A 14,897-nucleotide genomic window follows, 5' to 3' on the forward strand; every position below is an offset into this window, starting at 1 on the left:
GTCAATCAGCGGGCAACGTGCAACAGTCGCGGCACGGCCGACTATTCACGGAGCGCCCCGTGTCCGATCCAACGCCTCACGCACGTTTCACCTACAGACGCCTGACAGCCGACGACATTCCTGCCGCTCAACGCCTGTCCGCCGCGATCGGCTGGCCGCATCGCCGTGAAGATTGGCGGTTCTCGGCGCGCACCGGGATCGGCTTCGTCGCCGAGACGGCGGGCGCGCTGGTCGGCACCGTGGTCTGCTGGAAGTTCGGCGCGGATCAGGCGACGCTGGGCATGCTGATCGTCGCGCCGGAGCATCGCGGCGTGGGTATCGGCCGCACGTTGCTCGCGCACGCGCTCGACGAGCTTGGCAAGCGTGACATCACGCTCTATGCGACCGAGGCAGGCCAGCCGTTGTGCGACGCGCTCGGCTTCGAGCGCTGCGGCGCGCTCGACCAGATGCAGGGTGCGGCGTTCCGGCCGCCGCTCGTTGCACTGCCCGCCAACGAGCGGCTGCGCCCGCTCGGGGCGAGCGACGCGCAGCAACTCGTCGCGCTCGAATCACGCGCTAGCGGCCTCGATCGCAGCCACGTACTGCCGCCGCTGCTCGATCTGGCCGACGGTATCGCGCTCGATCGCGACGGCGAACTACTCGGCTTCTCGCTGTTCCGCCGCTTCGGGCGCGGCTTCGTGATCGGCCCCGTCGTCGCCAGCGCGTTTCCCGACGCCGTGCGGGCCAAGGCGCTGATCAGCCATTGGCTCGCGCTGAACGAAGGCGCGCTGGTGCGCATCGACGTGCCGCACGGACACGGCCTGCGCGAGTGGCTAACCGGCCTCGGTCTCGCACGCTCGGAGACGGTCGTGAAGATGCGCCGGCTTGCATCCGCGCCAGCCGATGGCGAGTCGAGCCGCGCCGACCCGGGGCTGCATCAGTATGCGGTGATCGCGCAGTCGCTCACCTGAGCCAGGTGAAGCCACGCTGAACCTGAACCCGCTGCACCGCGGCGCATCTCTCTTCCACACGCAAACACGGCCGCTCATGCACGGCAGCGTTGGGGTTCGCCCTGCTATTAAGCACGCCCAGCAGAAAATGCTGTCTGCGGGGTGAAAAACGCTGCGTCGACACTCTTTAGGCTTTTTTTTGGCTGAACGGCATGCATACGGCTGTCGCTACTATCGAGGGGTGACTCTTACCTGATCGCCACGTGCGGGGAACCACCATCATGTCAAACTCATCGCTGATCGACGCCGACCGCAAGCATCTGATTCACCCGGTCATCAACTATCGCGCGCACGAAGCGCGCGGCGCCACCGTACTCGAATCCGGCCAGGGCGCGTATCTGCGCGATATCGACGGCAACGAGCTGCTCGACGCATTTGCGGGCCTGTGGTGCGTCAACGTGGGTTACGGCCAGCAGAGCATCGTCGAAGCGGCGACGCGTCAGATGACGAAGCTGCCCTACGCGACCACCTACTTCCACTTCTCGTCGGAACCCGCGATCGAACTGGCCGAAAAACTGGTGTCGCTTGCGCCCGCTTCGCTGCAGCACGTCTATTTCACGCTCGGCGGCTCCGATGCGATCGACTCCGCGATACGCTTCATCACGCATTACTTCAATGCAACGGGGCGCCCGGCGAAAAAGCAGATGATCGCGCTCGAACGTGGCTATCACGGATCGTCGTCGGTCGGCGCGGGGCTCACTGCGCTGCCCGCGTTCCACCGCAACTTCGACCTGCCGCTGCCGCACCAGCACCATCTGCCGTCGCCGTATGCGTACCGTCAGCCGCAAGGCAGTGACGCGCAAGCGCTGATCGCCGCATCCGTCGCCGCGCTCGAAGCGAAAGTCGCGTCACTCGGGGCGGAGAACGTCGCCGCGTTCTTCTGCGAGCCGATCCAGGGTTCGGGCGGCGTGATCGTGCCGCCGGTCGGCTGGTTAAAGGCGATGCGCGACGCGTGCCGCCGCCTCGACATCCTGTTCGTCGCCGACGAGGTCATCACGGGCTTCGGTCGTACCGGCCCGCTCTTCGCGTGCGAGGCCGAACAGGTCGAGCCGGATCTGATGACGGTGGCGAAGGGGCTGACCTCCGGTTATGCGCCGATGGGCGCGGTGCTGATGTCCGACGAAATCTACCAGGGCATTGCAGGCGATGCGCGCGATACCGCGGTCGTCGGTCACGGTCAGACCTACTCCGCGCATCCGGTGAGCGCTGCCATCGGGCTCGAAGTACTGCGGCTCTATCAGGAGGGCGGTCTGCTCGCGAACGGCATCGCGCAGGCACCGCGCTTTGCCGCCGGGCTCGACGCGCTGCTCGATCATCCGCTGGTGGGCGACTCGCGTCATCGCGGGCTGCTCGGCGCGCTGGAACTGGTCGCGGACAAGAACTCGCGGGCACGCTTCGATCCGTCGCTGAAGCTGCCGGACCGGATCACGGCCGCAGCCTACCGCAACCGCCTGGTGTTCCGCGCATTCGGCGACAGCATTCTCGGTTTCGCGCCCGCGCTGTGCTTCGGCGAGGCCGAGTTCGAACAACTGTTCGGCCGTCTGCGGCGCACGCTCGACGAGGTGCTCGAGCAGGCGGAGGTGCGTGCCGCATTGCGCGGCGCGAGCCGCGCGGCCGCCTGAGCGCGTGATAACATCGGCCTGCGCGTTGCTTGACCAAGGCGAAGCGCAACGAAGCGAAAAGCAGAACCTTCGACGGGCAGACCGATACATGACGACAAGCGGCGACACGAAGCTGGACCGGATCGACCTGCGTATTCTTTCGCAACTCCAGAAGAAAGGCCGTATCACGAACGTCGAGCTTGCGGACGCCGTGGGGCTCTCGCCGAGCCCCTGTCTGATTCGCGTGAAAAGGCTTGAAAAAGCCGGCTATATCGTCGGCTACGGCGCACATATCCAACTGCAGAAACTCGGTGACGTGCAGATCGTGTTCACCGAGGTCACGCTCGCCGACCATCGTCGCGAAGACTTCGCCAAGTTCGAGGCGGCGATCCGTCCTGTGGACGAGATCATTGAATGCCATCTGGCGAGCGGCGGCTACGATTACCTGCTGAAGTTCGTCACGCGCAGCGTCAATCATTATCAGAGCGTGATCGAAGGGCTGCTGGAGCGCGACATCGGCATCGAGAAGTATTTCAGCTACGTCATCATCAAGACGCCATTCGTGAAATCCGAATTCCCGCTGGAAACGCTCTTCTCGCAGCAGCATCAATGAAGCGGTGATGGTTTCGGCTGCGCGCGCCGGCCCGCTCGGGTCGAATGCGTTCGAGGCCACCGGCGCGACGCCGGTGGCCTGTCGACTTGCAGTCAACCATTCGCGCTCAGCCATTCCCCCGGCGTTCTGCCAAGCACACGTTTGAAGTGCCGGCATAGATGGCTTTGATCGAAGAAGCCCACCTCGGTCGCGACGATCGACGGCGGCAAGCCTCGTCGCAACAGGCACTGCGCATGCCGTACGCGCACCAGCCGCACATATTGCTGCGGCGACACGCCAATCTCCGCGCTGAAGCGCACCGCAAACCTCGAAATACTCAACTGCGCGACGGCCGCCAGTTCGGACAGGCTGATTGGCTCGGCGAAACAGGCATCGATGAAGTCGAGCGCACGCTGCACGGCGCGGCTCACGCGATTCGGCGCGCGCGTCGGATGACGGCTCGCGCCCGCAAGCTCAGGCGCGGATGATGATGAGGTTGGGCTCAGGCTCAGCATCGACGCTCCGCTCACGCAACGCGCGAGGTGGGCGGCACTGTCGGTGCCGTCTCCCGACTGGCCGCGAAGCGGCGGATGTCGAACGGCTCGAGCGGCGTGCTGGTGGCGCCGGTGTCGATCAGTTCGGCCATCGTGTCGCCTACGCCCGGACCAAGCTGAAAACCGTGGCCGCAAAAACCGAACGCATAGAACAGTCCGCTGGTCGTCCCGCTTGCACCCATGATCGGTTTGTCATCGGGCATATAGCCCTCCACGCCGCTCCACACCCGGATGATGCTCAGCTTGCGCAGCATCGGCGCGACCCGCTGCAGCTGTCTGAACTGCAGCAACGTACTTGACGGGAGAACCTTCGCGCGACGCTCGTCGAGATACGCAGGCGCACGCGCGCAGCCGCCGATCACGATATTGCCGCGCGCGACCTGGCGGAAATACACCACCTCTTCGATCTGCGGCGACGACACGCCGACCACGGGCTGGATTGCATACGGCACGGGTTCGGTAACGGCCATCTGAGGACCATTGACGGCGATCGGCACCGCTTCGCCAAATTGCTCCGACAGCAGGTTGCCCCACGCACCCGCCGTGATCAGCAGCACGGGCGCATGAAACGTGCGGCCGTCGGCGCTCGTGGCACGAAACTCGGCGCCCTCTTTTTCCACCGTCACGACATCGCAGTTTTCGACGATCTGCGCACCGAGCCGAGCCGCGGCGCGCGCGAACGCGGGCGCCGCGAGGCGCGGATTCGCGTGCCCGTCCATCTGCGAATAGGAGCCCGCCAGCACCTCCGCACCGAGAAACGGAAACCGCGCGCGCAGCGCGTCGCCGCGCAACAGGTCGAGCTTGAGACCGTAGTGCGCGGCCTCCTTCGCATAGGTTTCGAACTGGTCGGCCTGCTCTTCGCGATAACAGACGCGGACATGGCCCGACATCAGAAACTCGGCGTCGTGCTGGATCAATTCCGGCAGACGCCCCCAGATTTCGCGCGAACGGTTCGCCAGCGGCAACTGCGGCAGAAAGCGCCCTTGACGGCGCACGTTACCGAAGTTGGTGCCGCTCGCCTGCTGCCCGACGAGCTGGCGCTCGAGCAGGATCACCGAGCGGCCCCGCTGCCTCAGAAAAAATGCGGCGGACGCACCCATGAACCCGCCGCCCACGATCAGAACATCGGCTTGTGCACGGTTCACTCGGTATCCTCCACGGTTGCGATGGCCAGCGGCTTGACCGGCGCCTGTCCACGAAGTCTGCCAACCTGCTCGAGCGGCACGTTCGCCGCCGCCGCGATCACCTCCGCGCCCGCATGGCCGCAGTAACGTCCCTGACAGCGCCCCATACCGACACGGCTAAAGGCCTTGGCACGGTTCGCTTCCTGCGCGCCTTCATCGCGCACCACGCGGCGCAGTTCGCCCGCGGTGATGCCTTCGCACCGGCAAACGATCGTATCGTCGGACAGACGCGCCGCCTGCGCGGCAGGCCACGCAAACGCCTCTGCCAGACCCAGCCGGAAGCGATCCATTTTGCGCTGTTCGCGCGTCAACGCGTCGAGCGTGGTCGCCGCAACGGGCCGCCCGAGATCGCTCAGCGCAGCGTGGGCCGCGAGCCGTCCGGCGACCTCGGCGCCGTCGGCGCCGAGCACGCGCGCGCCATCGCCCGCGATATAGACGCCCTTTTCGCTACTGCGACCGAGTTCGTCGATTTGCGGCACCCATTGCCGCGTGATCGCGTCGAAACGGAACGCACAGCGCGCGAGATCGGCAAGCTGGGTTTCCGGCCGCAGGTGATAGCCGAGACCGACCGCGTCGCATTCGACCTGCGCGACGTTGCCGCGCGCATCGCGAAAGCGTACGCCAAGCACGCCGTCGTCCGGAGTGCCGAGAATTTCGAGCGGCTCGATGCCGTTTTCCACCCGCACGCCTGAGCGCTTCAACGCGCTCACAAGCGCGCGGCCCTTGCGCAATACGTCGACGCGCGCCAGCAATTTGGGCAGCGCGCGCAAGCGCGCACCGGTCTTCGACGTGTCGAGTACCGCCGCTACCCTGGCGCCCGCCTGCACATACTGGTTCGCGACCAGATACAGCAATGGGCCGGTACCCATGAAAACGACCTGACGGCCAATCGCGCAGGCCTGCGACTTCAGCGCGATCTGCGCAGCACCGAGGCTGTAGGTACCGGCGAACTGCCAGCCTTTGACCGGCATCAACCGGTCGGTCGCGCCGGGGCACAGGATCAGCGCGTCGTAGCGCAACACGCTCGCGTGTCCTTCATGCACGATATGCAGCTTGCCTTGCGCGACGTTCCACGCCAGCGTCTGCGGACGGTAATCGATCTGCGGGCGCAGTCGCTCGAAAGTTTGATGGAGGTTCTCCGCGCGCGCGGCTTCCGTGCCGTACAGCTTCGAATACGGCCGCGTGAAGCCATCGGGCTGACGCCGGTAGATCTGGCCGCCATCGCGCCTGCCTTCGTCGACGACGATCGGGCGAATGCCGGCCGCCAGCAGCGCTTCCGCGCAGCGCACCCCTGCAGGCCCGGCGCCGACGATTACGATGCGAGGTTCGGCCATTGCGCCTCCGGTTGCGTCGTGACGACGCGCATGCCTGCTTCGACCACCGTGGTGCAGGCGCGCAACCGCTCGCCGTCCGCGGTCCATACCCAGCAGTCCTGACACGCGCCCATCAGGCAAAAGCCCGCGCGTTGTTCCGCGCCGAACTCGGACTGCCGCACATGCCGCACCGAGCACAGCATCGCAGTGAGCAGCGTGTCGCCGGCCAGCGCTTCGACCGGCGCGCCGTTGATCGTCAGTTGGACTTTGGCGCGAACCGTCTCGCCTACGCGTACGAATCTGCCGTTCATGCCGCGGCTCCTGCCATACCGTCGGGCGCGACATGAGCGTCGCCGCGATTGGTCAGCACGTGGCGCAGGAACTCGCGGGTGCGCGCCTCGCGCGGCGAGCCCAGCACCTGATGCGCCGTGCCCTCCTCGATGATGAGTCCCGCGTGCAGAAAACACACCCGGTCTGCCACCTCACGCGCAAAGCCCATTTCGTGGGTGACCACCAGCATCGTCATGCCTTCCCGTGCAAGGGTGCGCATCACGCCGAGCACTTCGCCGACCAGTTCTGGATCGAGCGCCGAGGTCGGCTCGTCGAACAGGATCGCCTTCGGCTTCATCGCGAGCGAGCGCGCAATCGCCACCCGTTGCTGCTGCCCGCCCGAAAGCTGATGAGGATAGGCGTGCAGCTTGTGGCCGAGCCCCACCTTGTCGAGCAGTTCAGACGCTTCGCGTTGCGCGTCCGCGCGCGCGAGGCGCTTGACATGCACCGGCCCTTCCATCACGTTCTCGAGCGCCGTACGGTGCGGGAACAGATTGAAGCGCTGAAACACCATGCCGACCTGGGTGCGCAACTGGTTGATGTTACGCGCGCGCTGTTCGACGCGCTCGCCGAGCAGACGAATTTCGCCTTCGTCGTATGACTCCAGCGCGTTAATGCAGCGCAGCAGGGTTGACTTTCCCGAGCCCGACGCACCGATCAGGCAGACCACTTCGCCCTGGCGGACATTGAGCGAAATGCCCTTGAGAACGGGTACGGTGCCAAAACTCTTGTGCACATTCGTGATTTCGATCATCGCATCCTCACTTCGCACTTATCTCGCCCTGTGCCGACCGAAACGTCGTTCAAGCGTGCGGGTCATGCTCATCAGCGGCAAGCTCATCGCGAGATAGCCGAGCGCGACGAGCGTATATACCGTCAGATTCTGAAACGTCGACGACGCGATCAGTTGGCCTTCGCGCGTCATTTCGGCGACCGTGATGGTCGACGCGAGCGATGAATCCTTCAGCATCATCACGAGCGTGTTGCTGTACGGCGGCAGCGCGACCTTGATCGCCTGCGGCAGGATCACCCGTATCATCGTCTTCACGCGGCCCATGCCGATCGACTGCGCGGCTTCGTACTGGCCCGGATCGACTGCCTCGATACCGGCCCGGAAAATTTCCGCGACGTAAGTCGAGTAACCGAAACCAAGCCCAATGATGCTGGCCTGCAGCGCCGACACCTGGATGTGGATTTCCGGCAGCACGAAGTAGATGTAGAACAGCAGCACGATCATCGGCAGGCCGCGCACGACGTTGATCATCGTGCTCACACTGCGTACGACGAGGGGATAGCGCGACATCTTCAACAATGCCCAGGTCAGGCCGAGCACGGTGCTCAACACCAGACACCCCAGCGTGATGACGATGCTCATCACCGCGCCTTGCAGCAAAATCGGTACAAAGTCGGCTATATCTTGCCAGTGCATGTCGTGCCTTCCGTTGCTCTTCGTATTCGTTCAGTCCGCCGCGCCGCTGCGCGACGGACCTGGCAGGACGAGTCCCGCGTCGCCGCGGGCACGGCTCTTTTCACGCGAAGCCAATCAGCTCACGAGGTGCCACTTTTTGAGGATCGCGTCGAGCGTGCCGTCGGCCTTCATCTTCGTCAGCGCGTCGTTGATCTTCGCCATCAGCGCGCTATTGCCCTTCTTCACCGCGATCGCGATGTCGAACTTTTCCATCGGCACATACGCGTCGTCGACCCGCGTCCCCGCCATCGCGCCCGCGGCTTCCTGGGCCTTCAGGATCGGATAGTCGTTGAAGCCCGCGACGATGCGGCCAAGCGCGACATCGCGCGTCATGTCGGCGGGGCTGTCGTACATCTTCACTTCGGTGAAGATGCCGAGTTTCTTCAACTGATCGCCGTAGTCGGTACCGGTCGGCGCCCCGATCGTCATGCCCTTCAGGTCCTGCACCGAGTGATAGACCGCCTTGTTCGTGTCCTTCACGATGATGCCTTCGCCAAACGCCGTCACCGGCTGCGAGAAATCGACCACTTCGGCGCGCTTCGGCGTCGGCGTCATGCCGGCAACGATGATGTCGATCTTGCCCGATACCACCGACTGGATCAGCGCCGAGAACGGCACCGCGTCGTACGACACGTTAAAGTTTTCGCGCTTGCCGATCTCCTTGACGACATCCGGCATCATGCCTTCGATCTGCTGCGTCTTCACGTTCATGAACGTGGTCGGCGCGCTCGACGGCGGCGAGCCCGCGGTGAGCGTCGCCGTTTCGGCAGCGTGGGCGGCGCCGAACATCATCGTCATCGCGAGGCCCGCGCCGGCGGCAAAGCGCTGCACAGTGTTGAAGCGGACGGCGGCTGCAGGCTGGAACATGAAACGCAACATGGGGATTTCCTCTGGGAATAGTGATTTTCAATCTACGCGCTGCCCGACCATCTAATGGTAGCGATCAGTCGATCCATTCAATGCAGTACATCCTGCAACCTGTAATACGCGCCGACGAGCGGCAGAAACCACGCGCGTCCAAAATGTCCTGGAATCGCGGGCCATTCGAGCGTTCGCCACGGATTGCGCGAGGCGGCGCCGAACATCACGTCGGCCATCAGACGGCCCATGTGCACGGACATCTGCACACCGTGGCCGCTGTAGCCCATTGAATAGAACAGTCCTTCATGCTGGCCTGCGCGCGGCAGCCGGTCGGCCGTCATGTCGACGAGGCCGCCCCAGCAATAATCGATGCGCACGTCGGCCAGTTGCGGGAAATAGCGTGCGAGCCCATCACGCAGAATCCGCCCGCTTTTCTCGTCCGAACGCGGATTCGACATCGCGAAGCGTGCGCGGCCGCCGAACAGCAGACGCTCGTCCGGCGTCGCACGAAAATAGTTGCCGATGTTCAGCGTCGTCACATACGAGCGGCGCGTCGGCAACACCGCATCGAGGCGCGCCTTGCCAAGCGGCTCGGTTGCGACGATGAAGCTGCCGACGGGGGCGATGCGGCGCCGGAACCATTGCAGCGGACCGACCTGCGACGCGCCGGTTGCAATCAGCACGCGCTCGGCGCGTACCGTCCCGAGCGGACACTGCACGTCGAACGCGTTGCCGCCGAGCGGCTTGAGGTTCGTCACCGGCGTGTTCTCGTAGATCTGCGCCCCACGCCGTGCCGCTGCCGTGCCGAGACCCACGCCGAATTTGCCCATGTGCATCTGCATGCCGTTGCGTTGCACGAGGCCGCCGAAAAAGCTGTCCGACCCGATCTCATTGCGAATCTGCTCGGGCGGCACGAGTTCGACATCGGAATCGACTTCGCGCCGCAACACCTCGTACGACTTCGCGAGCGACGCGAAATGCTGCGGTTTCGCGGCGAGTTTGATCTTCCCGGAGTGGCGCAGATCGCAATCGATCTGCTCCTCTCCGATGATCGTTTTCACCGTTTCGACGGCGCCGGCATACGCACGGTAGAACTTGGACGCGCGTTCGCTGCCGATGCGCGCGGACAACGCGGCGTAGTCCTGCGCGACGCCCGTATTGCAATGGCCGCCGTTACGGCCCGATGCCTGCGCCGCGAGCCGGCCCGCCTCGAACACGATCACCGACATGCCACGTTTGGCCAGCTCCAACGCAGCCGACAGCCCGGTGAAGCCGCCGCCGACCACCGCAACGTCCACCCGCTGCGGTAGCGGACCCTGGACGCCGCTGGTAAAGCGTGGCGCAGTGTCGAGCCAGTAGGAGTCGAGCTTCATCGTGATGCGTTCCTGTCGGTTGGTTGCGCCGCTTTCAGCGGCGCGCGGGAAGCGATGTCGTGAGAAGGCCGGACGTGCGAATCAGAGGCCGAGCAGCGATGCCAGTTGCGGAATGCCCGACACTTCGTTGACGCCGTAATACGGGTTCAGCGGCTCGTGACTGCGGTTGACGAACGCCTTGTGTTTGATGCCCATGTCGTACGCGGTCATCAGGTCATAGCGGAAGCTCGACGACACATGCAGCACGTCTTCCGGATTGCAGTCCAGTTGCGAGAACATGTACTCGAAGGCTTTCTGCAGCGGCTTGTACGCCTGTGCCTGCTGGGCGGTGTAGACCTTGTGGAACGGCGCGCCGAGCTTGTCGACGTTGCTGTGGATCTGGTCGTCCGACGCATTCGACAGGATCACGAGCTGGTACTTCGAGGCCAGTCGCGACAGCCCTTCCGGCACGTCCGCGTGCGGGCCCCAGCTCGGCACGGCCTCGTAGATCTTCAGTGCGGTCGCTTCGTCGAACGGCACGCCGGTGCGTTCGCAGGTGCGGCGCACCGAGTTCACGACCACGTCGCGATAGGGCTTCCATGCGCCCAGCACTTCGTCGAGGCGGTAGCCACGGAAGAACTCGACAAACTCATCCATCTTCGCCTTGTCCAGCTTGTCGCCGTAAAGCTCGCGCGCGGTCTGGCCCATCTGGAAGTTGGTCAGCGTGCCATAGCAGTCGAAAGTGATGTACTTCGGCTCGAAATCGATCATGGTCAACATCCTGTCGTCGTGGCGAACCTGGTTGCAGGCTCGGGGTTCAGTTTCGGGTTGAATCGGTGCGGTTGATGCTTGCGTATATCCGGTGTAAAGCCGTGCTTCACAGCGTTTCGAAATCGATCAGCACACTCTTGTGCCGCATGCTCGCCACCATCGCTTCGCGGCCGAGATCCTTGCCGATACCGGACTGGCCGAAGCCGCCCGTCGGAATGATCATGTCGCCGCTGCGGCCGTAACGGTTGATCCAGATGGTGCCCGCGGCGATGCGGCGCATCGCCCGCAGCGCCTGACCGATGTCGCTGCTATGGACCCCCGCCGCGAGACCGTAGATCGGATGCGCGGCGAGCGCGATGCCCTCTTCCTCGTCGGCGAACGTCTGTACCGTCAGCACCGGGCCGAATAGTTCCTCGCGCACGGCGGGCGTCTCTGAAGTCACATTGGCGAGCAGCGTCGGGCGGTGGAAATAGCCTTCGTCGGTGCCTTCGAAAAAGCCGCCGCCGAAGATCACTTCCGCGCCGCTCTCGCGGCTCTGCCCGATCAGCGCTTCGATGCGTCGCGCCTGGGCGGCATTGATGATCGGCGAATAAGCGGTGCGGCTGTCCCACAGCGGGCCGGGCTCGATCGGCTGCAGTTGCCGTTGAATGGCGGCGATCAGCGGCTCGGCAATGCGCTCGTGCACGATCAGCCGCGTGCCGGCCACGCAGGCCTGGCCGCCGTTGGCCGTAAAGCCGCGGGCGACGCAGCGCGCCGTATGCTCGAGGTCCCGCACATGTTCGAACACCAGTTGCGGGCTCTTGCCGCCGAGTTCCAGCGTGACGGGCTTGGTGCCGTGCATCGCGGCGTCGCTCATGATCGCGGCGCCCGTGCGGGTCGAACCGGTGAAGCTCATCTTCGAGATGCCTGGGTGACGCGTCAGCGCGGCGCCCGCCGTCGCTCCACGGCCATTCACCACGTTGAAGATGCCCGGAGGAATGCCGGCTTCGATGGCGAGTTCCGCGAGACGCAGCGTCGAGAACGGCGTCATTTCCGACGGTTTCATCACGACCGCGTTGCCCGCCGCGAGCGCCGGACCGCACTTCCATGAACACATCGACAGCGGAAAATTCCACGGTGTAATCGCACCGATCACACCGTACGGCTCCGATGCAACAAAACCGAGACTGTCGCGGCGCGTGGCCGCGATATCGCCACCGAGCTTGTCGGCCAGCTCCGCGAAGAAGCGGATCGCCTCCGCGGTGAACGGCACATCTGATGTATAGCTTTCCGTCACCGGACGCGTCGAGCTGACCGTTTCGAGTTGGGCGAGACTCGCCGCATCGCGATCGATCAGATCGGCCCAGCGGCTCAGCACCTTCGCGCGCTCGCGCGGAGAGCGGGTGCCCCAGCCGCTCGTCTTCCATGCCGCTAGCGCATTGCTGACTGCGTGATCGACGGTGGCGTCCGACGCGTCCGGCACATGGCCAAGCAGCGCGCCGTCCGACGGCCGGTGAACGGCGATCTGCGCTTCGCCCGCCGAATAGTACGCACCGCCAATGAAATGCCCCTGCGGCAACGGCACGGCTGAAGGATCGAAATCGAGTGACGGAGTGGACATGTCCGGCCTGATCAGTAGGTTCAAGTGTGTGGTGCCGCGTGCGCTCACGCACTGATGACTGCGGCACCACTCGGCACTGCTGTTCGCCATCGCGACCACCGAATGAACGAACATCGGATGAAGTTCATTTTAATGAACACCAAATGAAATACTAGTGGTCAAAAATAAACTGTGTGAAAAGTTCGTTGTGCGCTGCGATACATTGCCTGCCTCAGAGAGCACACCGCCGCACTGGTGGGCACGGGCCGCAAGCCCACACGGCTGGGGCGCGCACGAGCGAGGCGACGCGACACGCCTGTTCCGTCGTGCAATGCAAAACCGAAAAGTGAATGAGAGAAAGAAAGGCGTTGACGTCAGCCGCCGTCCGTGCGAACCGGACGCGACGCGTCAGAGCGAGCGAGGAAAAGAGAGGGAAGACAGCGCCGCTTGCCACACGACATGCGGCTCCGGTACAACAAACAGATCAAAGATGAATGACGGGCGGCTGCGTGTTCATGATCCACAGCAAACGAGCAGTCTTCCTGCTTTCGTTACGCACGCTATGCGGCACCGTGCTCTTGAACTGGAAGCTGTCTCCCGCGCGCAGTTCGGAGCGCCGGTCGCCGACATTCAGCACGACCGTGCCTTCCAGCACCAGGCCCGCCTTCTCGCCGATGCCCACCAGCACCTCTTCGGAACCGGAGCCGGCCGGCAGCATGATGATCATCATCTGCAAATCGTGATCGCCATGCGGCGACAGCAATTCTTTCTGCATGCCGTTCTTGCCGACTTCGAACAGCGGCCGCTCGGCCGCCTTGCGCACGAAATCGCCGGTGATCGGGTCCGAGACCGCGTCGTCTTCTTCGAGCAGCGCGGTCAGCGGAACCTCCAACGCCAGGCGCAGGCGCTCGAGAATACGCACCGACGGATTGGCCTTGTTGCGCTCGACCTGACTGACGGTGCCGACCGACACGCCCGCGCGCATCGCCAGTTCGTTGATCGACAGACCCTGCGCGACGCGCAGCGCGCGCAGACGAGCGCCGACGTCGCCGTGACCCGGGTCGGCCGTGCTCTTCTTGCTGAGCTCTGTTCGCTGCATGTGTTTCCCGTTGATGACGCTGCGGCCGGCTGCCTATGTGCCGCCGGTGCGGTTGTTGTGCTGGGCGCGCACGGTCGCATCGATAAGGCGCCAGCCGCTTCGTTACAATGAACGCCCGTTCAATTTTTCAGCATTATATTGAATATAGCACCCCCGGGGTGAACGCCAAAAATACCTGTGCAATTGCGTTGCGCGTGGCTGCCGCCGTGAAGCAGACCCGAGCACACACCGACCCGAATAACAAAAAGATCGTCCTATGAAGCAGGCACCGGGAATGCCACAGTCTAGGCTGATCATGCCGCCAGCAGGAGTTTGCAGTGTCCGAATCAACCGTGAAGAAATCACTGACCTATCGCCGCTTCACTGCCGATGACATCGCCGCCGCGCACGGCCTCTCGGTTGCGGTGCGCTGGCCGCACCGCGCCGATGACTGGCGCTTCATGTACGACGCCGGCACCGGCTTCGTCGCCGAAGACAATGGCGCCGTGATCGGCACCGCGCTCTGCTGGAAATTCGGCGCGGACCGCGGCACGCTCGGCCTCGTGATCGTCTCGCCGGACGAACAGGGCCGTGGCATCGGCCGCAAGCTGATGGAACTGGTGCTCGAAGAACTGGGCAACCGCGTGACCTTCCTGCACGCAACGGTCGCAGGCAAGCCGCTTTACGAAAAGCTCGGCTTCGTCAGCTGCGGCGGACTCACCCAGCATCAGGGCACGCTCGGCAGCGTGGCCGCTGTCGCGCCGCCGCCCGGCGAACAGTTGCGTGCCGCGAGGCCGGACGACACGCCGAAGCTGATCGAACTCGCGTCGCGCGCGAGCGGCTTCGACCGCAGCGCGACGATACCGGCGCTGCTCGGGTTCGCGCAAGCCGTGGTTCTCGAACGTGACGGCGAAGTGGTCGGTTTCTCGCTGTTCCGTGCGTTCGGACGCGGCTACTCGGTTGGACCGGTGGTCGCGCAGCATGGGTCCGACGATCTGCGTGCCCGCGCACTGATTTCGTACTGGCTCGCGCAGCACGCCGGCGACTTCGTGCGGATCGACGTGCCGGACGACGCCGGCATCAACGACTGGTTGACCCATGTCGGCATGCCGCGCGTCGACTCGGTCGAAAAGATGGTGCGCAACGCGCCCGCCGACTTGCGCGAGGTGGCCCCCGACCCGGGCTGGCGCGCGTTCGGCATCATCAATCAGGCGATGGCGTAACC

15 protein-coding genes are annotated in these 14,897 nt (G+C 64.5%); 4 read left to right on the top strand and 11 right to left on the bottom strand.

Going from position 1 to position 14,897, the window contains the following annotated elements:
- Positions 1-59 precede the first annotated feature (59 nt).
- The 3 genes from F6X39_RS30265 to F6X39_RS30275 all read left to right on the top strand — a co-directional run bounded on the left by F6X39_RS30265 (position 60) and on the right by F6X39_RS30275 (position 3,203).
- The gene (locus tag F6X39_RS30265) at positions 60-950 is read left to right on the top strand and encodes a GNAT family N-acetyltransferase (RefSeq protein WP_184071912.1); all 891 of its coding nucleotides are present in this window, start codon (positions 60-62) and stop codon (positions 948-950) included.
- A gap of 260 nt (positions 951-1,210) precedes the next feature.
- Positions 1,211-2,611, top strand: a complete 1,401-nt coding sequence (locus F6X39_RS30270) for an aspartate aminotransferase family protein (protein ID WP_187619283.1) — start codon at positions 1,211-1,213, stop codon at positions 2,609-2,611.
- An 88-nt stretch (positions 2,612-2,699) separates the two neighbouring features.
- On the top strand, positions 2,700-3,203 hold the full coding sequence (locus F6X39_RS30275) for an Lrp/AsnC family transcriptional regulator (protein WP_018422359.1): 504 nt from the start codon (positions 2,700-2,702) through the stop codon (positions 3,201-3,203).
- Between the two features lie 92 nt (positions 3,204-3,295).
- On the opposite strand, the gene F6X39_RS30280 is transcribed toward F6X39_RS30275, so the two are convergent.
- The 11 genes from F6X39_RS30280 to F6X39_RS30330 form a co-directional block, all read right to left on the bottom strand.
- A complete protein-coding gene (locus tag F6X39_RS30280) occupies positions 3,296-3,697 on the bottom strand; it encodes a helix-turn-helix domain-containing protein (RefSeq protein ID WP_090811113.1) in 402 nt (133 codons plus the stop codon).
- An 11-nt stretch (positions 3,698-3,708) separates the two neighbouring features.
- Positions 3,709-4,881, bottom strand: a complete 1,173-nt coding sequence (locus tag F6X39_RS30285; protein ID WP_187619284.1) for an NAD(P)/FAD-dependent oxidoreductase — start codon at positions 4,879-4,881, stop codon at positions 3,709-3,711.
- Positions 4,878-6,254 carry an NAD(P)/FAD-dependent oxidoreductase gene (locus tag F6X39_RS30290; RefSeq protein WP_187619285.1) on the bottom strand — a complete coding sequence of 459 codons (1,377 nt, stop codon included), beginning with the start codon at positions 6,252-6,254 and terminating at the stop codon, positions 4,878-4,880. The genes F6X39_RS30285 and F6X39_RS30290 overlap by 4 nt, the downstream gene beginning before the upstream one ends.
- Positions 6,233-6,544, bottom strand: a complete 312-nt coding sequence (locus F6X39_RS30295; RefSeq protein ID WP_187619286.1) for a (2Fe-2S)-binding protein — start codon at positions 6,542-6,544, stop codon at positions 6,233-6,235. Before F6X39_RS30295 ends, F6X39_RS30290 begins: the two co-directional genes overlap by 22 nt.
- Entirely contained in the window at positions 6,541-7,317 is a 777-nt protein-coding gene (locus F6X39_RS30300; RefSeq protein WP_187619287.1) for an amino acid ABC transporter ATP-binding protein, read from the bottom strand. Before F6X39_RS30300 ends, F6X39_RS30295 begins: the two co-directional genes overlap by 4 nt.
- 18 nt (positions 7,318-7,335) lie before the next feature.
- The gene (locus F6X39_RS30305) at positions 7,336-7,992 is read right to left on the bottom strand and encodes an amino acid ABC transporter permease (protein ID WP_187619288.1); all 657 of its coding nucleotides are present in this window, start codon (positions 7,990-7,992) and stop codon (positions 7,336-7,338) included.
- 114 nt (positions 7,993-8,106) lie between these two features.
- A complete protein-coding gene (locus F6X39_RS30310) occupies positions 8,107-8,910 on the bottom strand; it encodes an ABC transporter substrate-binding protein (protein ID WP_187619289.1) in 804 nt (267 codons plus the stop codon).
- Between the two features lie 77 nt (positions 8,911-8,987).
- Entirely contained in the window at positions 8,988-10,265 is a 1,278-nt protein-coding gene (locus F6X39_RS30315) for an NAD(P)/FAD-dependent oxidoreductase (protein WP_187619290.1), read from the bottom strand.
- Positions 10,266-10,346: 81 nt separating this feature from the next.
- Positions 10,347-11,015: a haloacid dehalogenase type II gene (locus tag F6X39_RS30320; RefSeq protein ID WP_187619291.1), complete on the bottom strand. Its 669-nt coding sequence runs from the start codon at positions 11,013-11,015 to the stop codon at positions 10,347-10,349.
- 106 nt (positions 11,016-11,121) lie between these two features.
- Positions 11,122-12,615, bottom strand: coding sequence for an aldehyde dehydrogenase family protein (locus F6X39_RS30325; RefSeq protein WP_187619292.1), 1,494 nt, complete (start codon positions 12,613-12,615; stop codon positions 11,122-11,124).
- A gap of 463 nt (positions 12,616-13,078) precedes the next feature.
- Complete coding sequence (locus F6X39_RS30330) at positions 13,079-13,693, bottom strand: cupin domain-containing protein (RefSeq protein ID WP_187619293.1); 615 nt, start codon at positions 13,691-13,693, stop codon at positions 13,079-13,081.
- A 317-nt stretch (positions 13,694-14,010) separates the two neighbouring features.
- On the opposite strand from F6X39_RS30330, the gene F6X39_RS30335 reads away from it, so the two are divergent.
- Positions 14,011-14,895, top strand: coding sequence for a GNAT family N-acetyltransferase (locus tag F6X39_RS30335; RefSeq protein ID WP_187619294.1), 885 nt, complete (start codon positions 14,011-14,013; stop codon positions 14,893-14,895).
- Positions 14,896-14,897: the final 2 nt, after the last annotated feature.

The organism is Paraburkholderia sp. UCT2, assembly GCF_014397665.1.
GTDB classification, from domain to species: Bacteria; Pseudomonadota; Gammaproteobacteria; order Burkholderiales; family Burkholderiaceae; genus Paraburkholderia; species Paraburkholderia tuberum.